Annotated in this window: 19 protein-coding genes, 1 other RNA gene and 1 other annotated feature; of the genes, 1 reads left to right on the plus strand and 19 read right to left on the minus strand. The window is 48.1% G+C overall.

Annotated features, from left to right (window positions below; all coding sequences use genetic code 11):
- Positions 1–642: 642 nt before the first annotated feature.
- The 14 genes from A4U59_RS10990 to A4U59_RS11050 all read right to left on the minus strand — a co-directional run bounded on the left by A4U59_RS10990 (position 643) and on the right by A4U59_RS11050 (position 13,714).
- On the minus strand, positions 643–951 hold the full coding sequence (locus tag A4U59_RS10990) for a DUF1292 domain-containing protein (protein WP_066173516.1): 309 nt from the start codon (positions 949–951) through the stop codon (positions 643–645).
- Between the two features lie 15 nt (positions 952–966).
- Positions 967–1,383 carry a Holliday junction resolvase RuvX gene (ruvX, locus tag A4U59_RS10995; RefSeq protein WP_066173518.1) on the minus strand — a complete coding sequence of 139 codons (417 nt, stop codon included), beginning with the start codon at positions 1,381–1,383 and terminating at the stop codon, positions 967–969.
- A 1-nt stretch (position 1,384) separates the two neighbouring features.
- On the minus strand, positions 1,385–1,651 hold the full coding sequence (locus A4U59_RS11000) for an IreB family regulatory phosphoprotein (protein ID WP_066173523.1): 267 nt from the start codon (positions 1,649–1,651) through the stop codon (positions 1,385–1,387).
- 101 nt (positions 1,652–1,752) lie between these two features.
- Positions 1,753–4,389 carry an alanine--tRNA ligase gene (gene alaS, locus A4U59_RS11005; RefSeq protein ID WP_066173526.1) on the minus strand — a complete coding sequence of 879 codons (2,637 nt, stop codon included), beginning with the start codon at positions 4,387–4,389 and terminating at the stop codon, positions 1,753–1,755.
- Between the two features lie 58 nt (positions 4,390–4,447).
- Positions 4,448–4,654, minus strand: a binding site (T-box leader).
- Positions 4,655–4,709: 55 nt separating this feature from the next.
- Positions 4,710–5,798 carry an AI-2E family transporter gene (locus A4U59_RS11010; RefSeq protein WP_066173528.1) on the minus strand — a complete coding sequence of 363 codons (1,089 nt, stop codon included), beginning with the start codon at positions 5,796–5,798 and terminating at the stop codon, positions 4,710–4,712.
- Positions 5,799–5,979: 181 nt separating this feature from the next.
- Positions 5,980–6,135, minus strand: a complete 156-nt coding sequence (locus A4U59_RS20875; protein ID WP_083270801.1) for a DUF3918 family protein — start codon at positions 6,133–6,135, stop codon at positions 5,980–5,982.
- Between the two features lie 22 nt (positions 6,136–6,157).
- Positions 6,158–6,346: a hypothetical protein gene (locus A4U59_RS11015; RefSeq protein ID WP_066173531.1), complete on the minus strand. Its 189-nt coding sequence runs from the start codon at positions 6,344–6,346 to the stop codon at positions 6,158–6,160.
- 18 nt (positions 6,347–6,364) lie between these two features.
- A complete protein-coding gene (locus A4U59_RS11020; RefSeq protein WP_245680538.1) occupies positions 6,365–6,829 on the minus strand; it encodes a PRC-barrel domain-containing protein in 465 nt (154 codons plus the stop codon).
- 37 nt (positions 6,830–6,866) lie between these two features.
- The gene (recD2, locus tag A4U59_RS11025; protein ID WP_066173558.1) at positions 6,867–9,281 is read right to left on the minus strand and encodes an SF1B family DNA helicase RecD2; all 2,415 of its coding nucleotides are present in this window, start codon (positions 9,279–9,281) and stop codon (positions 6,867–6,869) included.
- Positions 9,282–9,309: 28 nt separating this feature from the next.
- On the minus strand, positions 9,310–9,987 hold the full coding sequence (locus tag A4U59_RS11030) for a tetratricopeptide repeat protein (RefSeq protein ID WP_066173537.1): 678 nt from the start codon (positions 9,985–9,987) through the stop codon (positions 9,310–9,312).
- 304 nt (positions 9,988–10,291) lie between these two features.
- On the minus strand, positions 10,292–11,404 hold the full coding sequence (gene mnmA / locus A4U59_RS11035) for a tRNA 2-thiouridine(34) synthase MnmA (RefSeq protein ID WP_066173560.1): 1,113 nt from the start codon (positions 11,402–11,404) through the stop codon (positions 10,292–10,294).
- 37 nt (positions 11,405–11,441) lie between these two features.
- The gene (locus tag A4U59_RS11040) at positions 11,442–12,584 is read right to left on the minus strand and encodes a cysteine desulfurase family protein (protein ID WP_066173563.1); all 1,143 of its coding nucleotides are present in this window, start codon (positions 12,582–12,584) and stop codon (positions 11,442–11,444) included.
- A gap of 88 nt (positions 12,585–12,672) precedes the next feature.
- The gene (cymR, locus tag A4U59_RS11045) at positions 12,673–13,092 is read right to left on the minus strand and encodes a cysteine metabolism transcriptional regulator CymR (protein ID WP_066173540.1); all 420 of its coding nucleotides are present in this window, start codon (positions 13,090–13,092) and stop codon (positions 12,673–12,675) included.
- Positions 13,025–13,714, minus strand: a complete 690-nt coding sequence (locus tag A4U59_RS11050) for a YczE/YyaS/YitT family protein (protein WP_066173567.1) — start codon at positions 13,712–13,714, stop codon at positions 13,025–13,027. Before A4U59_RS11050 ends, cymR begins: the two co-directional genes overlap by 68 nt.
- 384 nt (positions 13,715–14,098) lie before the next feature.
- Here A4U59_RS11050 and A4U59_RS11055 point away from each other — a divergent pair, with 384 nt between their 5' ends.
- The gene (locus A4U59_RS11055; protein ID WP_066173542.1) at positions 14,099–15,445 is read left to right on the plus strand and encodes an AAA family ATPase; all 1,347 of its coding nucleotides are present in this window, start codon (positions 14,099–14,101) and stop codon (positions 15,443–15,445) included.
- A 242-nt stretch (positions 15,446–15,687) separates the two neighbouring features.
- On the opposite strand, the gene A4U59_RS11060 is transcribed toward A4U59_RS11055, so the two are convergent.
- From A4U59_RS11060 to hisS, 5 genes are all read right to left on the minus strand, one after another.
- Entirely contained in the window at positions 15,688–15,960 is a 273-nt protein-coding gene (locus tag A4U59_RS11060; protein ID WP_169823949.1) for a hypothetical protein, read from the minus strand.
- Between the two features lie 288 nt (positions 15,961–16,248).
- A complete protein-coding gene (locus A4U59_RS11065) occupies positions 16,249–17,007 on the minus strand; it encodes a tRNA threonylcarbamoyladenosine dehydratase (protein WP_066173546.1) in 759 nt (252 codons plus the stop codon).
- 160 nt (positions 17,008–17,167) lie between these two features.
- A non-coding RNA gene (gene ssrS, locus A4U59_RS11070) (6S RNA) lies at positions 17,168–17,357 on the minus strand.
- Positions 17,358–17,392: 35 nt separating this feature from the next.
- Positions 17,393–19,177 carry an aspartate--tRNA ligase gene (gene aspS / locus A4U59_RS11075; RefSeq protein WP_066173549.1) on the minus strand — a complete coding sequence of 595 codons (1,785 nt, stop codon included), beginning with the start codon at positions 19,175–19,177 and terminating at the stop codon, positions 17,393–17,395.
- On the minus strand, positions 19,174–20,454 hold the full coding sequence (hisS, locus tag A4U59_RS11080; RefSeq protein ID WP_066173553.1) for a histidine--tRNA ligase: 1,281 nt from the start codon (positions 20,452–20,454) through the stop codon (positions 19,174–19,176). The genes aspS and hisS overlap by 4 nt, the downstream gene beginning before the upstream one ends.
- Positions 20,455–20,917: the final 463 nt, after the last annotated feature.

The following is a 20,917-nucleotide window of genomic DNA, read 5'->3' on the forward strand; positions in this document are numbered from 1 at the left end:
ACTAACGTTTAACAGAGCCTTTAATAAAAAGACGAAATAAATATTCCACTTTAATTTTACCATAAATTTTCCAAATCATTGTAATTCTTAAAGTCAGGGGCTCACTTTCCTTATTTTATTGAACATAAAATTCTATAAAACCTTAAAGGATGCTTTTTTTATACAAACCACATATTGAACAGACTAGAGAGGGGCAGTTCAAATCGGTTATCTGTGCGTTTTTAATGTTTTTGGAATCATTTATATGTATTTTAAATCGTTTAATTCAATCCTTCTATCCAAGTCTAGTGTATCTATTTTGAATGATAATGTCTTATTTGATAAGGTGCTGATCAATTTTCCTTAGATGTCCATTGTGGCGTTAAGCATTATATCAAAGATGTTCATTAGTTTTTGCAAACTTATTGTTTTACAACTAATGGATTGCAGCGGAAAGGAACGGGCAATCTCCAGAATAACCTGCTATCATTTTTTCATTTTTTTCCATCGAGGGTGCGTTAGTTTGATAAGCCAAAAATATAAAATTAAAATTCCGATTTATGGGAGTTATACTTTTACTGCTGAATAACAACATTGAACTTTAACATAGCCTATTTAAAAAAGAACCCGGGCACCTTACCCGGATTCTCATGGAGCGTACTGTTATTCCCCTTCTTCTTCCAATTCTGCCGAAACAGTGTTGATCATTTCCTCAACAATGTCCCATTCCTCATCGGTTTCGATCTGGTAAAGGGCTAGATCGTCATCATCTTCTTCTTTTTCCTCGTAACGGAAAGCGAACACTTCCATTTCATCTTCTTCATCCTGGTTTTGTTCGTCCCCGCCCATAGGGGAAACAACGACATAAGATTTGCCGGTGTTCTCCACATCAAATGTGAATACCACTTCAAAAAGATGCTCCTGTCCGTTTTCATCCGGAATGATAATTCTTTCTTTGTCTTCGATTGCCAAATGTAACACCTCTTTTTAAGATTTACTGTCAAGATAGCCCTGTAGAATCATGACGGCTGCCATCTTGTCCACAACTTTTTTTCGTTTGTTCCGTTTCACATCAGCTGAAATCAACACCCGCTCTGCCTGCATGGTTGTCAATCGTTCATCCCACATTTCAACAGGCAGGGAAAGCTTGCGTTTAAGATAATCGGCATACTCGATGCAGGCTTCACCTCTAGGGCCGATTGTGCCGTTCATGTTTTTCGGGAGGCCGACGACTATCTTATCGACCTCATACTTTTCAACCAGCTCTTTGATGCGTTTTATGCCGGTAATGTTTTGGTCGGTGCTGACCTTTACGGTTTCAATCCCCTGTGCTGTCCAGCCCATCTCATCGCTGACGGCAACGCCGATTGTTTTGGTGCCGACATCTAATCCCATTATGCGCATATCAGCCCTCTTTATGCTGTTTCAAATAAGATTTGACGAGTTCTTCAATCAGCTCGTCCCGTTCCAGTTTTCGAATGATATTACGCGCATCTTTATGGCGCGGGATGTATGCGGGATCACCTGACAGCAAATATCCTACGATCTGGTTGATCGGGTTATAGCCTTTTTCCTGCAAGGCTGCGTAAACGGTGAACATCACTTCTTTGACGTTATGCTCCTGGGGTTCTTCGTGAAAATTAAACTTCATTGTTTTGTCCATTGAACTCATGAGTGCTGCACCTCGCTTTCAAACTCCGTAAAGATTCACGTACGATTGGTAAAACAAGTGTACAATGGAGTTTTTCTCCATTGTACACGAACGAGCGGCTATTAGGAAATGGTTTTCATCCATTCTTCCGCATATGCGAGCGCTTCTTCCAGTTTTTCCGGATTCTTTCCGCCGGCCTGTGCCATATCCGGGCGGCCTCCTCCTCCGCCGCCGCAGCGGGATGCCACTTCTTTGACGAGTTTCCCCGCATGATAACCTTTTTCTACAAGGTCCTTCGTAACACCTGCCGAAAGATTAACTTTCCCGTCATTTGACGTGCCGAGAATCACAACTGCAGACCCCAACTTCGTTTTCAATTCATCGACCATGTTCCTGAGATTGTTCATGTCCTGGACATTCACTTTTTTCGCCAGCAAGTGAACACCGTTGACCTCTTTCACTTCCGCAGTCAGGTTTTTCGCTTCCATGTTGCCGATCCTTGTGGACAGGGACTCATTTTCACGTGCAAGCTGCCTGGCTTCAGCCTGCAGCACCTTTACCCGTGCCGGCACTTCTTCCGGCCTTGTCTTCAACAGTCCTGCCGCCTCTTTCAGCACGTCTACCTGGCTGTTCATGAGCCTGTATGCCGCTTCACCTGTTACGGCCTCAATCCGCCTTGTTCCAGCACCGATTCCAGATTCAGAAGCGATTTTGAAAAGGCCGATATTTCCTGTATTCATAACATGGCAGCCGCCGCATAGCTCAAGACTGTAATCGCCAACCCTTACAACTCGCACAACATTTCCGTATTTTTCACCGAACAGCGCCATTGCACCCATTGCCTTCGCTTCTTCAATCGGCTTATTCATGACTTCAACAGCGATATTATTCCACACTTTGTCATTGACGATTTCTTCGATTTTATCAAGTTCTTCAGCCGAAATCTGCCCGAAATGGCTGAAGTCAAAACGAAGACGGTCAGGTGCCACAAGGGATCCGGCCTGATTGACATGATCACCGAGCACATCTTTAAGTGCTTGATGGAGCAGATGGGTTGCCGTATGGTTCCTGGTGATCTTCGCCCGACTGGCCGAATCCACTTCCGCCGTTACATTCATGCCGGTTTTCAATACGCCCTGCCGGACTTCGATATGATGGAGATTTTGGCCGTTCGGCGCCTTTTGCACATCTTTCACAAAACATTTGACATTGTCATTGGAAATAAAACCGTGGTCTGCGATCTGCCCGCCGCTTTCCGCATAGAACGGTGTCCTGTCGAGCATGATGTGGCCTTCTTCTCCTTCAGCAAGTTCACTCACATATTCCTTGTTTTGAAGGACGACATTCACTTCGGCTTCGGCTTTGAGCTTATCATAACCGATGAATTCACTCTCGGCATGAATGTCGCCAAGCACACCGCCCTGGATTTGCATGGAACCTGTATCCTGCCGGGCCGCCCGTGCGCGTTCACGCTGTTTCTCCATTTCTTTATTGAAGCCTTCCTCATCAATGGACAGGCCTGCTTCATGGGCATATTCCTCCGTCAAATCATAAGGGAATCCGTACGTATCATAAAGCTTGAATGCATCTTCCCCTGACAGTGAATCATTGCCGCCGTTTTTCGCCTTCTCGATGAACTGCTCCAAAATGGCAAGCCCGTCGTGCAACGTTTCATGAAAACGCTCTTCTTCATTTTTGATGACCTTCTGGATGAATTCCTCTTTATTTTTCACTTCCGGATAAAAGTCATTCATGATAGTGCCCACAACCGGCACAAGTTCATACATGAACGGACGGTTGATGTCGATTTTCATCGAGTAGCGGACAGCTCTGCGGAGCAGGCGCCGCAACACATAGCCCCGTCCTTCATTGGAAGGGAGCGCACCGTCGGAAATGGCGAATGTGACCGTCCTGATGTGATCGGCGATGACTTTAAACGCAACATCCTTTTCAGTATCTCTGCCATATCCGTGTCCCGATATTTTTTCAGCGGCTTGGATGATAGGCAAGAACAAGTCTGTGTCAAAGTTGGTTGGGACATCCTGGGTGACAGATGCCATCCGTTCAAGTCCCATGCCGGTATCGATATTCTTTTTCGGCAGCGGCGTATAAGAACCGTCCGGGTTATGGTTGAATTGCGAGAACACCAGGTTCCAGATTTCAAGGTATCTTTCATTTTCACCGCCAGGGAACAATTCCGGGTCATCTGGATCGTTTCCGTATTTTTCACCGCGGTCATAAAAGATTTCCGTATTCGGTCCGCTGGGGCCTTCACCGATATCCCAGAAATTTTCCTCCAGGCGGATAATCCGATTTTCCGGCAATCCCACTTCTTCATGCCAGAGCCTGAATGCTTCATCGTCTTCCGGGTGGATCGTAACGGAAAGTTTCTCAGTATCGAAAGCCATCCACTTTTCATCAGTCAAAAATTCCCAAGCCCATTCGATTGCTTCTTTCTTGAAATAGTCGCCGATTGAAAAATTGCCGAGCATTTCAAAAAATGTATGGTGGCGGGCCGTCTTTCCGACATTTTCAATATCATTTGTCCTGATTGACTTCTGCGCATTGCAAATCCTTGGGTTTTCAGGCACGACCCGTCCGTCAAAATATTTTTTCAATGTGGCAACTCCGCTGTTGATCCAGAGCAGGGAAGCATCATCCTGCGGGACAAGCGAGCGGCTCGGTTCGACAGCGTGGCCTTTTTCTTTGAAGAAATCCAGGAACATCTGGCGGATTTCAGCTGAACTGAATGGTTTCATTTTTCACCCTCCAAAAATTTTTATGTAATTTTGCGCATACAAAAAACCCTCAATCCCTTGCAGGGACGAGAGTTCGCTCGCGGTACCACCCTGATTACGGGTGCAGTGCACCCATCACCTCAATCAGCCTTAACGCGGCAGCACGGCAGGTTTTGGCCTGCGCTCGGGATTAGCGTTCTGCCGCTCTTCATCAGGGATTCTTCCAGCCAGGGAATCCTTCTCTGTTTGATGGGCTGCGGCATACTCGATCCGTCATCAGTTTCACACTATCACTTATTTATGCCGATATTATAGACATGCCGGCCGTTATTTGTCAATGTTCAAGTCATTCCGTTTTCATTTCGCCTTTTTGCCGCAAAGTGCCCGTGAACGTGCAGAACAGCTGTTTTCAAAACGGCAAAAGCCGGGACAGCAAGAATCAACCCGGTGATTCCGGCGATTTGCTCGCCCAGCAGGAGCGCAAACATGATTGCAGCCGGATGAATGTGCAATGTTTTTCCCACAATGAGCGGAGACAGGAGATTGCCCTCCAGCATCTGCAAGATGAAAATGATCACGATCACGATGATAACCATTTTGACTGAAATGGTGAGGGCAATGATCACAGCCGGCAGCGCTCCGATGACAGGCCCGAAATATGGAATGATATTGGTGATGCCGATAATGAAAGCGAGCAAAAGCGGGTAAGGCATTCCGGCCGCCCAAAGCCCGGCAAATGCGAAAACACCGATGAAAAGGCAAACGAGCAGCTGGCCGCGAATATAATTTCCGAGTGTTTTATCGGCATCGCGCAAAAATTTGATTAGCGGGGGCCGCCAGCGGCGCGGCGTGATATACCATGCCGCCCGGTTGATTTTTTTATAATCCTTCAAAAAATAAAACGCGATAAACGGGATGAGAGCGATGAGGATTAAATTATTCACGATGCTCCTGAGCGATAAGAGGACGCCTTCAATTGTGCTGCTTATATTTTCCTCGATGGCAGCCAGCAGCTGCTCAAACCGGTCATGCACCCCTTCAGGAAGGTCGGCAGTACTCTCGTAAAACAGCCGGATCCACTCCCTGTATACATTGATGAGATCCGGGAGTTTTTCAGCCAGCTCCCTCAGCTGCCGCAGAATAACCGGGAACCCGTTATACACCGCCCAGCCGATGCCGCCAAAAAACAGCAGATAGATAAACAGGACGGCAAGACTGCGCGGCACTCCCAGCCCGTGGATTCTTTCAATGAATGGATGAAGCAAATAGGCGATGAAAGCCGCAATGAAAAAAGGCAGCAGCACACTGCTGAAAACGGTGAGAAGCGGCTTCCACACCGGTGAGAGCTTCCAGAGAATAAACAGGCATAAAAAGCTCAGCAAGACGATTGCCAGCCTGTATAAAAGAGGTACAGCTGTTTCCCTGTTCACAATTGATCCCCCCTCTGCCTAGTGTTTTCTTAGAGAAGGGATTCTATTACAAGACAGGCTGCATCCTTAGCTTAAAACAGTCTCTTTTATACTTGTATCGTCACCTTTTCCTGCTCTGCCCTGAACCTTTTCACAAAACGGAAAGAACCGCATGCATTCAAGCATGCGGTTCCGGAAAAAATCAGTAAATGGATCTGGCCAGCCGCTTCCGGAATCTTTTTACCGGACGGGATGACATCATGTTTGCCATTCTGTTTCCGCGTCCGTCCTCAGCCATCATGCGATAAGCCGCTGCACCGAGACCCATGGCAGCGATTGATCCGATCATTTTGCCCATGCCGCTCACCACCTGCAGGAAATTACATTTCTAGTCGTGTTTGTTCTTCAGTAAACAAGTCATCAAGCGAGCTCAAACTTCCGTCTTCTTCAACCTGGTGCAAAGAGAAACGGCCTTTGACAATCGACAGTTCGACAAAACAGTTCCAGCAATAATACTGATTTGCGCCTATTTTACCCAGATCTTTGCAATTACAATTTGGACATTGCATAACAGGGGCCTCCCAGGATTAAGAATTCAAGCGGACGATAAGAGCTTCTTCACCGATCTCTGCCGGGAAATCCGTGAAATACACATCGCGGCCTTCTGCAAGATCAGTAAAAAATCCGTTCGTCACTTCATACCCTAGAAGTATCCCCCTATTTTCATGGAAATATACATTTTCCAGCAATCCCAATTCCTCGCCGCCTTCTGTCAGAACGGGTTTCCCGACCAGTTCTGAAACATTCAGGGCATCCCGGTATCCATTTCTTTGCAGAGCGTTCTCTCTATTGATAAATACAGTATCGGGACCGATTACCTGGATGTCCGGAAACGTAATGAGCACTCCATTCCGGAATAATCGTCCGGTTCTGCATTCAAGTCCGGCGATGCTTCCGTCTTTATACAGGCGCAAATCCTTAACAGTGCCGATTTTTTTGCCGGAGCTGCGACTGTGTACCGCCGCTTCCCTTACCTCAAGAAATGTCCGCAAAGATAACGCCGCCTTTCCGAACATTTATATTGTGCTGCTAATCGAGAAAGTCATACGGCGTTAAATTTTCCATGTCCTCATCCGGTTCAAGCTCCAGTTCAAGGTCATCCTCCGTACGGGGTATTGAACCATCCTGCAGCACTCCGTCTTCCTGAATGGAAGCGGGTCCGAGCACCTCAGCCAGCTTTTCTGTGAGTGTTGTCTGCCTCAAATTGTCATTCGTCCGATTGACAGCCGTCTCGATTGCTGACTGTTCACCACACAGGAGTAAAAACTGTTTGCTCCTCGTGATACCGGTATAAATCAAGTTGCGCCTCAACATACGGTAATATCCCTGGACGATCGGCATGATGACAATCGGAAATTCGCTTCCCTGCGCTTTATGAATCGAGCAGCAGTAGGCATGTGTCAGCTGGTTCAGGTCCTGGCGGCTGTAAGTGACTTCGATGCCATCAAACGATACGACAAGCTGATCTTCTTTCTCAGTATTCTCCCTTGCGTAAAAAATCGCAACAATTTCGCCGATATCGCCATTGAACACCTGTTTTTCCGGCTGATTAACCAATTGCAGCACTTTATCGCCGACCCTGTATGCAAGGTCGCCAACTGTTATTTCCCTTGTTGTTTCTTTCTTCGGATTGAATAATTTCTGCAGCATGAGATTCAGCCGCTCAATACCGGCAGGTCCTTTATACATTGGGGCGAGCACCTGGATATCCCTCGGAGCATATCCCTTCTTGACTGCATTTGCGCTGATCTGTTCCACAATATCCAGCACCTGGTTTGCCCTGCATGGAAAAAAGCGCCGGTCGTTCTGAGGAGCAGCCAGGTTTTCCGGAAGGGTGCCGTTTTTGATGCTGTGTGCAAGCTCGATGATCGAGGATCCTTCCTCCTGGCGGTAAATATCTGTCAGCTTCACTGTCGGTACAGACCCTGATTTGAGAAGGTCCTTCAGCACCTGGCCAGGGCCGACTGAAGGAAGCTGGTCTTCATCGCCGACAAGAATAACCTGCATTTTTTCCGGCACCGATTTAAACAGCTGATTGGCCAGCCACACATCGACCATTGACACTTCATCAATGATCAGCAGCCGGCCTTCCATCATGTTCTCTTCATCATGATCAAAGCCGTCGTTTCCGTTCCAGCCAAGAAGGCGGTGGATGGTGACCGCCGGCAAGCCTGTCGCCTCGCTCATCCGTTTGGCGGCCCGGCCTGTCGGGGCGGCAAGCAATACCGGAAAAGGCTCTGATTTGTTCATATAATCTTTCGGTTCGAGCGATAGGCCGTGCAATTCGGCAAAAACTTCGACAATCCCTTTCGTAACCGTCGTTTTACCTGTACCAGGCCCTCCGGTCAAAATCATCATCGGGGAAGAAAGTGCTTTCTGGATCGCTTCTTTTTGTGTCGGTGCAAATTCCACTTCTTCCCGTTCCTCAAGCTCGCCCAATTCCTTAAGAAATTCCGCTTCAGGAAACTGATCGGCAAATTCGGATTGGGTCAGGATACGGTGTATGTTCGTGACCAGGCCTTTTTCCGCAAAGAATAAAGAAGGCAGATAAACTCTGCCGTCTTCAAGAACCAGCTTTTCCATAGAAGACAATGCTTCAATTTCGGCAGCTACTTCTCCCTCGCTTACCGCCTCATTTTCATATTCGTCATTCGTAAGGAGGCTGCTTGCGCTTGCAAGGAGGGCATCTTTTTTCAAGTAGACGTGCCCCTCCTGCATCGATTGCTGATCGAGCAAATACAGGATACCGGCCTTAATGCGGTCTGGATGATTTCCCTTCAGGCCAAAAGCACGGCCCAGTTCATCTGCTCTGGCAAATCCGATTCCCTCTATATCTTCGATCAGCTTATAAGGGTTGCTTTCAAGCACTTCAAGCGTTTCATCAAGATAGGCCTGGTATATTTTCATGGAAAGCTGCGGCCCGAATCCATACTGTGACAGGGCGATCATAACTTGTTCCATCCCTTCGTTTTCCTGAAGTGTACGGCTAATCGTTTCAGCTTTTTCTTCAGGCAGGCGCGGGACGTTCTCCAGGACCGCTGAGTTTTCGAGTATTTGGGAAATCGCTGTCTCACCCAGTGTCTCAACAATATTTTCAGCCGTCTTTTTACCGATGCCTTTGAACAGGTCACTTGATAAGTACTGGATGATGCCTTCCTTTGATTGCGGAAGCTCCTTCCGGTAATGATCGGTATGGTACTGCAAGCCGAACTTCGGATGTTCTTTGAAGTTGCCGAAAAACGTATACATTTCTTCTTCGTGGAGCCGGGGGAAATTGCCGGTGACAACAACTTCTTTTTCATCATAATTTTCGTTTGTCTCTTTTATTCGAATACGGGCAACGGAGTATAGATTCTGCTCATTGTGGAAAATCATCACAATGAGTTTACCTTTTATATATTTTTTCTCCTCATCAAAAAGATCCATTCGTTTCTGTTCTTTCATCGTCCTCCGCTCCCCCTTCCATATATCCTTATGGCCGACCGTCATCTTTATCATTGAGCATTTCTTCCACTTTGCTCCTCGCGTTGGCTGCAAGTAAATGATCAGGCTGGATCTTGAGCGCTCTGTTGAAGAGCTCCAGCGCTTCATATGGTTTTTCTTCATACAGCCGCGCCACACCGAGATTGAAACATGCATCCGGATGGGACTCATCCAGTTCGAGCACTTTTTCGAACTGTGCCGCAGCCTCGTCAATCGATTCCATGCCGGCGAGCGCCATTCCGTATTGGAAACGTGCTTCTGCATCATCACCATTCAATTCAACTGCCCGCTGGAAACGCGGCAAAGCGTGCCGCACTTGCTCTAACTGGAGAAAAGCCATTCCTGACATGAAGTAAACATCCGCTTCGTACAGCCCTTTTTCCAGAGCCTTATCATACATATCCCCGGCGTCTTTGAATTGGTCCAGATTATAAAATGCGTTCCCGGCGCCATAGTAGGCGGCGGCACTGTTTTCATCCAGCTCGATTGCTTTTTCGAAGAAAGCAATCGACCTGGTCAGTTCTCCGGCACTTGCAAGCAGATTGCCGAGATTAATATAAGCAACCGGCTCATCCGGCTGTTCTTCAATCGCTTCGTTAAAAGCTTTGATTGCCTCCTCGAACTTCTCTTGTTTCATATAGTGAATGCCTAATTCATTTTTATCCATAATATCTCATCTCCTATCACACTCCACATTGCAACTGAGAGTTTTCCATTATGTAACATCGGCGGCACTTGGCTGCAAGGCGTCCATTCTATGCAAAGCAAAGCTCGGCTAAAGTCAATGTTGAAAAACCGGCCGTCAAACCCGCTCGATTTCACCTTATACGCCTGCTTTTTGAAACTGTTTTCTTTATAGGAAAAAAGCCGACTCCTGGCTGCTCCATTTATCAAGGAGGCAGGCTGATGTGTGAGAGCCTGAATTCCACTTGATGAATTGAAAAGAGCGGTACCTTTAGAGTCAGCTTCTTTTACACATATGTCAGCTGTTTGCCGTCTTTGTATACATCATCGATCGTTCCTCCGCCGAGGCAAACCTCGCCGTCATAAAAGACGACAGCCTGTCCCGGTGTAATTGCACGCTGGGGTTCTTTGAACTTGACAACTGCCGTGCCATCTTCTTCCTGCAAGACGGTCACTTCCCTGTCAGGCTGCCTGTAGCGGAATTTGGCAGTGCATGTGAAGCTTTCTGGCGGTTTCCGGCTGCTTACCCAGTTGACATCCGAAGCTGTAAGTTCATGGGAATAAAGCAGATCGTTATGGAATCCCTGGCCGACATACAGAATATTTTCGGACAGGTTTTTCCCGACGACAAACCATGGTTCACCATCACCGCCGATTCCAAGACCGTGCCGCTGCCCGATCGTGTAATACATCAACCCGTCATGCCTGCCTTTCACTTCGCCTTCGATTGTTTGCATTTTTCCCGGCTGGGCAGGCAGGAACTCACTCAGGAATTCTTTGAAGTTCCGTTCGCCGATAAAGCAGATGCCCGTGCTGTCTTTTTTCTTCGCTGTAGCAAGCCCTCTGTCTTCGGCAATGGCGCGCACCTCTTTTTTGTCGAGATGTCCGAGCGGAAACAGCACTCTCGATAGCTGCTCCTGGGAAAGCTGGTTCAAAAAGTACGTCTGGTCCTTATTGGAGTCTACTCCCCTCAGCATCTTCACTTCTTCGCCGCTGTGGTCTACTTGTGCGTAATGCCCGGTAGCCACATAATCGGCGCCAAGTGAGAGGGCGTGGTCCAAAAAGGCCTTGAACTTGATCTCCTTATTGCACATGACATCCGGGTTCGGAGTGCGCCCGGCTTTATATTCATCAAGGAAGTATTGGAATACTTTATCCCAGTATTGTTTTTCAAAGTTCACCGCGTAATATGGAATGCCGATTTGATTTGCGACTTTAATGACATCATCATAATCCTGTGTAGCGGTACATACGCCGTTTTCATCGGTATCATCCCAATTTTTCATGAAAATGCCGATGACTTCATACCCCTGTTCCTTCAAAAGGAGGGCAGTCACGGAAGAATCCACTCCGCCTGACATGCCGACAACGACACGGGTGTCTTCAGGACGCTTGTTCATCATTGTTGCCACCTCCCGATATATCAATTATTGTAGCTTATTTTACAAGCCGTTTCACGATTTTCGCAGTTTCCCGGGCAGCTTTATCAATTTGCTCAATCGTATTGCCGTAACCGAAGCTGAACCTGATCGACGCTTTGGCCTGCTCCGATTCCTTCCCAAACATGGCGCTCAGCACATGTGAAGGGTCGACGGTCCCTGCTGTGCAGGCTGAACCGCTCGATGCAGCTATGCCCGACAGATCGAGATTCACCAGCATTGACTCAAGCGGGATGCCCGGAAAATAAACATTAAATATATGCGGCAGCACTTGGTGTTTGCTGCCGTTTATCTCAAACTTGATATTTTCTTCTGTAAAAATATCTGTCATCCGCTTTTTGAATTGCCCATACGTTTGGGCCGAGTTTTCTTTGTTTGAGGCCAAACGTTTCACTGCAGCCTGGAAACCGGCGATCGCCGTCGTATTTTCTGTGCCGGCGCGGCGTTTCTTTTCCTGTTCCCCGCCGAAAAGGGCGGGCGCAAGACTGGCTTTTGTGCGCTTGTATAAAAAGCCGATTCCTTTCGGGCCGTTTATTTTGTGCCCGGAAACCGATAATAGATCCACTTTCAGCCGATCGACATCGATTTCTTCATACCCGAATGCCTGAACTGCATCGGTATGGAACAAAACATCAGTCCCCTCTAAAAACTCACCGATTTCACGGATTGGCTGCATCGTTCCAACCTCATTGTTCCCGTACATGACCGTAACTAAAATGGTGCTGTCCGTAACAGCTTCTTGCAAATCCTGGAGGGAAACGATCCCATTCGTGTCAACAGGCAAATAGGTAACGCTGAATCCCCGTTTTTCGAGTTCCTTGCAAGTATTCAAAACAGCATGATGCTCGATAGCGGTCGTAATGATATGATTCCCTTTATGGGAATTTGCTTGCGCTGCTCCTAAAATGCCAAGATTATCCGCCTCCGTGCCGCCGCTTGTAAAAATAACCTCATCCTCTTTGGCACCAATTGCAGATGCCATCGTCCGCCTCGCTTTATCAACCAGCCTTCTTGCTTCACGGCCAAAAGAGTGGATGCTTGATGGATTGCCGAAACTTTCTGTGAAAAAAGGGAGCATCGCTTCCACCACTTCAGGATGAACCGGCGTTGTGGCGGCATGGTCCAGATAAATGCGTTCCATTTTTAAATCACCTGCTTTATCTTCAGTAATTCCGCACAGCTTTACAGGGCTGGCCTCCAGGAACAAAGGGCAATCGCCTGTTCCCCGATCAAATGTAAAACATATATGCGTCCTGTTCCTGATCATCTTCGTATGTGATCAGGTCTTCCAGGGTCGTATTATCCAATACGTCTTTCACCGCATCACGGATCTTGATCCATAAATTCCGTTTAGCCGGTTCTTCATCATCCATGACCTCAACCGGGCTGATCGGGCCTTCAAGGATGCGGATAATATCACCTGCTGTGATTTGATCAGGTGCTTTAGCCAGCTTATAGCCTCCGTATGCCCCGCGGATGCTTTTGACAAGCCCGGCATTCCGGAGCGGCGGCACCAGCTGTTCCAGGTAATGATCAGACAGGTTATGCTGTTCCGCTATCGTCTTGAGCGAAACAGGCCCCTCACCGTACTTTCTGGCGAGTGCCATCATAATCGTCAGGCCGTACCGCCCCTTCGTGGAAATTTTCATCATCCTTCCCCCGTTCCAATACAAATTTCAGCAATTCCCGTGACTGCGGAAGTGAAAAGCCGACAATCGGCCCCAGCAAAAACGCGATCAATACTGTTCCCGCACCCACCGGCCCCCCCAGCATCAAGCCAAGGATCAGCACAGCGACTTCCATGCCGTTTCGGACCCAGGACATATTCCAGCCTGTTTTTTCGGAAACGACCAGCATCAAGCTGTCGCGCGGCCCCGCTCCAAGGTCGGCTGAAACATAAATGCCGATACCATAGCCCAGAACGACCGTACCGGCGATAAAGATCGCAATCTGGCCCGGCAAAGTTGCAGGCTCAGTCAATATAAAATTGAATAAGTCTATAAAAATTCCGATCAGCAGCATATTTAATATCGTACCCGCCTGAGGAATCGACCGCTGCGCGATCGACACAGAAGCGATAATGACAAGACCGGAAATAATAGCCCAGCTGCCGATGGTCAGGCCGAGCTGCAAAAACAGGCCATAGTGGAAAACATCCCACGGCCCGATCCCGAGGTTTTTTGCCTGGATTGTCATCGAGATGCCAAGGGCAAGCACGATCAGTCCGACTGTAAAAAACGTCCAGCGGACAACCTTTTCTTTTGGTGTCATTCTGTTATTTTTCAATTTCCCCCCACCTCCCGGCATCTTACTAAATATTGTTGGCTTCTTAAAAGCTTAATGTTGAAAATAAAGCGCCGCCAGATCCTCGACAGCTCTTGCCTCCGCGGAGTCTCGGTTGGATTGCAGCAAACGCAGGACTGACCCTGATACACGGTCATTCTACCGACTAAATCAACCCAAAAATTCAATTCACCTTAGTATTGTTTAAAAATGATTGCAAAAAAGCCCTGTGTTAAACGAGGCATGCGTGACAGAGCTATAGATGTTATCCTCTTTTAGGCTTCAGTTATTATAGCACAAAATAGCCTATCCTTGCATTCCGGACTCTCGAGTTGTATTCTTCAAATGATGAAAGAAAGGACGGTATGTTCGATGGATTTATTTGATTTCAATGCAGACGATGATACACAAATCAGGGGACCGCTTGCCAGCCGCATGCGGCCGCGGACGCTTGATGAGTTTGTCGGGCAGGAGCATATCATCGGTGAAGGGAAGCTTTTGCGGAGGGCTGTGCAGGCAGACCAGCTGACGCCGATGATTTTTTTCGGTCCTCCCGGTACAGGCAAAACGACCCTGGCCCGGATTATCGCAAATAGCACGGCAGCTTATTTTGAACAATTAAATGCGGTGACGTCAGGAATCAAAGATATAAGGGAAGTGACGGACCGGGCTAAAGAGCGGCTTACGATGGAAAGCCGGAAAACCATTTTGTTCATCGATGAAATTCATCGGTTCAACAAGGGGCAGCAGGATGCGCTCCTCCCGTTTGTTGAAGACGGGACGGTCATTTTGATCGGGGCAACTACCGAGAGCCCGATGTTCGAAATCAACCCTGCGCTGTTATCCAGATCGCGGCTTTTCCGATTCGAGCCGCTTACCGATGACCATATAAGGGCGGCGATCAAGAAAGCGCTGGCCGACAAAGAACGGGGTTTTGGCGAGTACGATATCGGGTTTGACAGCGAGGCGATGGATCATATTGTGAATATCGCCAATGGTGATGCCCGCACGGCGCTGGCGGCTGTGGAGCTCGCCGTAGTCACTACGGATAAAAATAAAGACGGCGTCATCCATATCACTCTGCCGATAGCGGAAGAGTCGATCCAGCAGCGCGTCCTCCGTTATGACAAAAATGGTGATAACCATTATGATACGATTTCCGCATTCATAAAAAGCATCAGGGGATCAGATCCGGATGCCGCCCTGTACTGGCTTGCGAAGATGATTTATGCCGGCGAAGATCCGCGGTTCATAGCAAGGCGGCTCTATGTCCATGCCGCTGAAGACGTTGGGCTCGCCGATCCAAACGCCCTGCTGGTTGCACAGGCAGCCGCTTACGCCGTCGACTTCATCGGAATGCCGGAAGCGAGGATTCCGCTTGCCGAAGCGGTTCTGTATCTCGCAACGGCCCCGAAAAGCAACGCTGTCATAAAAGGGATCGACAGTGCCCTCAAAGCTGTTGAAACAGAAAAGGCAAGCAGCGTCCCAACCCATTTGCGGGATGCCCATTATAAAGGGTCGTCCCGGCTCGGACACGGAGAAGGCTATAAATATCCGCATAACTATCCTGATGGGTATGTCCCGCAGCAGTATTTGCCGGATCACTTGAAAAATAAAACATTTTATGAACCTGTGCAAAGAGGGTTCGAAAAAAACATCAGCAAGCGCCTGGAATACTTTAAAGAGCGGTCGGAAAAAGAAGGCAAGCGAGAGAAATAGCATTGAGAATGAGTATGGATTATATAGGTTTTATGTTCGGTTTTCGATTAGGCACGGGAAAAGGGTTTCCGTGTCTATTTTTTTCGTTCTGTTTAGGTATAGGGACTGGGTTTTGGTTTTGGTTTTGGTTTTGGTTGGATGACCGATGTTTAGAGGGCGAAATAAGAATTCATTGTCGGAAGGACAAGATTTGGGGTGCCGTGTTTTCGGTTTGCCGCTGGTTATGGGCACTGAATTGGGATTCAGTGCCTGTATTTCCGGCTGACCCTTTCATTATCCGCACTGAATAGAGATTCAGTGCCTGTATTTCCGGCTGCCCTTTCGTTATCCGCACTGAATAGAGATTCAGTGCCTGTATTTCCGGCTGCCCTTTCGTTATCCGCACTGAATAGAGATTCAGTGCCTGTATTTCCGGCTGCCCCTTTCGTTATCCGCACTGAATTGGCATTCAGTGCCTGTATTTTCAGCTGACCGCTTATTATTGGCACTGAATGGTAACTCACCACCTTCATCATTGTCTTGCCGTTTCATTATAGGCAGAATAAAGTTCAGTACCTTGATTTTCAGCCACCCCCTCAGTATAGGCATTGAATTATATTCAGTACTCTGAGTTTCAGCTAAACCATCAGTATAGGCAATGAATAAGTTTCGGTTCCAGTACCATAAGCTTGCCGCTCAGTACTGGCACTGAACGATATTCCCTCCAATATTTCCGGCTCGCCGTTCAGCATCAAAAAAAGCAGGCATCTGATAACAAAAAGAAAGCCGCTGCCTCACACCGGAACAGCGGCTCCCTTTTTCAATTAATCAACGCGGTCGATTTCAAACTCCTTCAAAAGTTCCCTTATGACATAGCTTGCCATAATAAGGCCTGCGGCAGATGGGACAAAAGCGTTCGAGGATGGGGGGTGTTCCGCCTTTCTCGTGGCAGGGTCCTCAGGAGCGACTTCTTTGCGGACATCCTCACGGATCTTTATCGGTCTTTCATCCGAATAAACGACAGTTACACCTTTTTTGATGCCGTCTTTACGGAGTTTCGTGCGAATGACTTTCGCTACCGGATCATAACTCGTATCACTGATGTCCGCTATTTTGAACCGGGTCGGATCGAGCTTGTTTGCCGCCCCCATGCTAGAAATGAGCGGAACATTGCGGTTCCGGCATTCCTTGATCAAATGGATTTTATAAGAAATCGTGTCCGAGGCATCAATGATATAGTCGATTTCATATTCAAAAAGCTTTTCATAGGTTTCGTCGGTATAAAACATTTGCAATTCAATGACATCGCATTCCGGATTGATATCATGGATCCGTTCTGCCATTACTTCCACTTTCGGGCGTCCCACTGTCGATAAAAGAGCGTGAATCTGGCGGTTGACATTCGTAATATCAATATCATCCTTGTCGATCAGGATCAAGCGCCCGACACCGCTCCTGGCAAGGGCTTCGGCGGAAAACGAACCGACGCCGCCGATTCCGAGAACTGCTACCGTGGATCCCTTCAATTTATTGAGGCCTTGCTCACCGAAAGCCAGTTCATTCCGTGAAAACTGATGAAGCATTCCGTTCCCTCCCGTTATTTCTATGTAGCCGTTTAACTTATCCTTCCCCCCTTTTAGAAGGAAAAAACGTTCCTTTCCGGGCAGATTCTTTACATTTCAGTTATCGGGCAAAATAAAAACCCTGAGGGTGGACCCCTCAGGGAAATTTTTGGTTACACGGTAAAGTCCCAACTGTGCCGTCATGTAACCCATTGTATTGAACCCGCTCCTGGCAGGTGGGTGTCCTGTTCCAGATTTTGTACGTCCTCTTTTTAGAGAGGCATGTACGCTGTCTGAAAACGGCGGACTCCCGTATACGTAAATGTTCGGTCAATACGTGTTGGGCCTGATAACGAACACCTCAGGACTTTGTGTAATGAAATAATAGCATACTGCTACATTCTTTTCAACCCTGTTCAGGCTTAGAAGTTGGGTTAATTTTCAAATGAAGTTCATCAAGCTGGGCCTGGCTGACTTCATTCGGAGCATCCGTCAGCAGATCGCTTGCACTCGCTGTCTTAGGAAACGCAATGGTATCACGAAGGTTGCTCCGTCCGGCCAATATCATGACAAGGCGGTCAAGACCGAGGGCAATGCCGCCATGCGGTGGCGTGCCATATTCAAAGGCTTCCATCAGAAAACCGAACTGTTCGCGTGCTTCTTCATCGCTGAATCCGAGCGTCCGGAACATTTTTTCCTGAAGGTCACGTTCATATATACGAAGAGATCCGCCTCCAAGTTCATATCCATTCAGTACGAGGTCATAGGCCTGCGCCCGTGCGTTTTCAGGCTCGGTATCAAGAATCGGGATATCTTCCCTGACCGGCATCGTGAATGGGTGGTGGGCCGCGAAATAACGTCCTTCGTCTTCATCATACTCGTACAGAGGCCAGTCTGTGACCCATAAGAAGTTAAGCGCTGATTCATCAATCAAACCAAGTTCTTTGCCCAGTTTGACCCGAAGTGCACCAAGACTGTCCGCTACGGTGTTTTTCTTATCAGCGACAAACAAAAGCAAGTCCCCTGCTTCAGCTCCGGTCACCGCTTTTATGCCGTCCTGCTCCTCTTCGCTGAAAAACTTTGCGATCGGCCCTTTCAGCCCTTCATCCTCCACTTTCAGCCAGGCGAGTCCTTTCGCTCCATAACGGTTGACAAATTCGGTAAGGCCGTCAATGTCTTTCCGGGAATAGGAGCCGGCCTGCCCTTTCACATTCAGCGCTTTCACCTGCCCGCCGCTTTCCACGGTGCTGTTGAACACTTTGAATCCGGATCCCTTAACTGTCTCTGACACGTTGATCAATTCCATTCCGAAACGGGTGTCGGGTTTGTCGGAGCCAAACCGCTCCATTGCTTCATTGTATGTCATGCGCGGGAACGGGCCTTTGATTTCTTCACCCTTTGCCTGTCTGACTACTTCAGCCATCATTTCTTCCATCATGGCAAGGAGGTCGTCTCTTTCCAGGAAAGATGTTTCAATATCAATCTGGGTGAATTCCGGCTGCCTGTCGGCTCGGAGGTCTTCATCCCGGAAACAGCGCGCAATCTGGTAATACCGCTCCACTCCTGAAACCATCAACAGCTGTTTGAAAAGCTGCGGGGATTGCGGAAGTGCGTAAAACTCCCCTTCATGCACCCTGCTTGGCACAAGATAGTCACGGGCACCTTCCGGCGTGCTTTTCGTTAAAATCGGTGTTTCCACATCCACAAAACCTTCTCCGTCAAGAAAGTCACGCACTGCCTTTGTTACACGGTGGCGGAGTTTCAGCGTTCCCATCATTTCCGGCCTCCGCAAATCAAGATAACGGTACTTCAAACGGACATCTTCAGCTACCTCTGTGCCGTCCTCAATTTGAAAGGGAGGTGTTTTGGCAGCATTCAGTATATTCATTTTTTGCGCTTTCACTTCGATTTTTCCTGTAGGAAGGTTCGGGTTTATTGTCCCTTCTTCCCGTTCGATGACAGTCCCCTCGATTTCAAGTACATATTCAGAACGGACTTTTTCCGCCAATTCCAGCGCTTGTTGTGAAACGTCAGGATTGAAGACAACCTGGACAATGCCGGAACGGTCGCGGAGATCGATGAAAATCAAGCCGCCCAGGTCACGGCGTTTCTGCACCCAGCCCTTCAGCTGCACTTTTTCACCTGTCTGCTGTTCTGTAAGCTCACCGCAACGATGCGTACGCTTCATCATTCTCTTCCATCCCCTTTGTTCAATAAGTAAGTGATCAGCCCCTCAAGAGCGACTTCTTCCTGTTCACCTGTTTCCATATCTTTCACATTGATTACGCCTTTTTGCAATTCATCTTCGCCGAGCACTGCCACATGGTGCGAATTCAGGCGGTTTGCCGCTTTAAACTGCGCTTTCGCTTTTTTGTCGAGATAATCTTTATCTGCTGTGAGTCCTGCTTTTCTGGCTTCATACAGCAGCGTTGCCGATCGGTCTTTCGCTTCATCCCCAAGTGCAACTATATATAAATCCAGTGACGGTTCTACAGGAAGTTCGACTCCTTCCGCTTCAAGCGCCATGAGCAGCCGTTCAATGCTGAGGGCAAACCCGATTCCGGACGTTTCAGGCCCGCCAATTTCATGAATGAGCCCGTTATAACGGCCACCGCCGCTCAACGTGGTGATGGCGCCAAATCCTTCGGCTTCGCTCATGATTTCAAAAGCGGTATGGTTATAATAATCCAGCCCTCTGACAAGGTTCGGATCCACTTCATAGCCGATCCCCATTTCATCAAGATACAGTTTCACCTTCTCAAAAAAGGCTTTTGATTCGTCATTCAAATACTCAAGGATGGAAGGCGCTCTCTCCATCAGTTCGTGATCCCTGTCTTTTTTGCAATCCAAAATCCGGAGCGGATTCTTTTCAAGCCTGACCTGGCAATCAGAACAAAACTCTTCGATCTGCGGTTTGAAGTGGCTGATGAGGGCTTCCCGATGCGCTTCCCTGCTTTCCCTGTCGCCAAGGCTGTTTAGCATCAGCTTCAAATGCTTCAAGCCGAGTTCCCGGTAAAAATCCATTGCCAGCGCAATGACTTCCGCATCGACTGCCGGGTCATCGCTCCCCATCGCTTCAATTCCGAATTGGACGAACTGGCGCATCCGCCCTGATTGGGGACGCTCATACCTGAACATCGGCCCGATATAGTAAAGCTTGACCGGCTGAGTTGCATTTCCGAACATTTTATGCTGGACATACGCCCTGACCGTAGAAGCCGTACCTTCCGGACGTAATGTGAGACTCCTGCCGCCCCTGTCCTCGAATGTATACATTTCCTTCTGGACGATATCGGTCGTTTCGCCGACGCCGCGCTGAAAAAGCTCAGTGTGTTCGAAAATTGGTGTTCTGATTTCATGATAATTGTAACGCCGGCAAATCTCTTTTGCTTTTTCTTCGATCAACTGCCAGGCTTCCACATCCCCCGGCAAGATATCCTGTGTTCCGCGTGGAATTTTAATCTCCATTTTCACTACCTCCTGGTTAATCCTCATTTTTTGTCCGTATGTATGGCGCCCATCAGGAAATTGCGGCAGATGAACTGAATTTATTTCACTGCAAGCTGAAGACCGTTATCCGAAAAGCGCTGTGTTCAATGCGGCAACCTCCTTTTGTTGAGAAACACGTTGATTGAGCGGATATGCAAGGCTCCTCCGGGCTGCTCCGCATTACATTCATGTGGTGAGCATTCTTCGAAGCCCATTCAACATCCTGGGGGAGCAGCAGGATAGGTGACCTAACAGCAGGAACAGCTAAGATAAGGCTCACCCCCGATCTGCGGCAAAGAAGATACCGCGATTGCGACTAAAGGGAACGCAAAAACGGCTTTTGTACTTGTCCCCTGGGTGAAAGCGGCTGCCTTCAGCCGAAATCTCAACTCCCCTTTATAAAACAGCAACAACGATTTCGAACAAAGCCTTCAGAACAAAA

It is taken from the genome of Bacillus marinisedimentorum (assembly GCF_001644195.2).
GTDB lineage: Bacteria > Bacillota > Bacilli > Bacillales > Bacillaceae_O > Bacillus_BL > Bacillus_BL marinisedimentorum.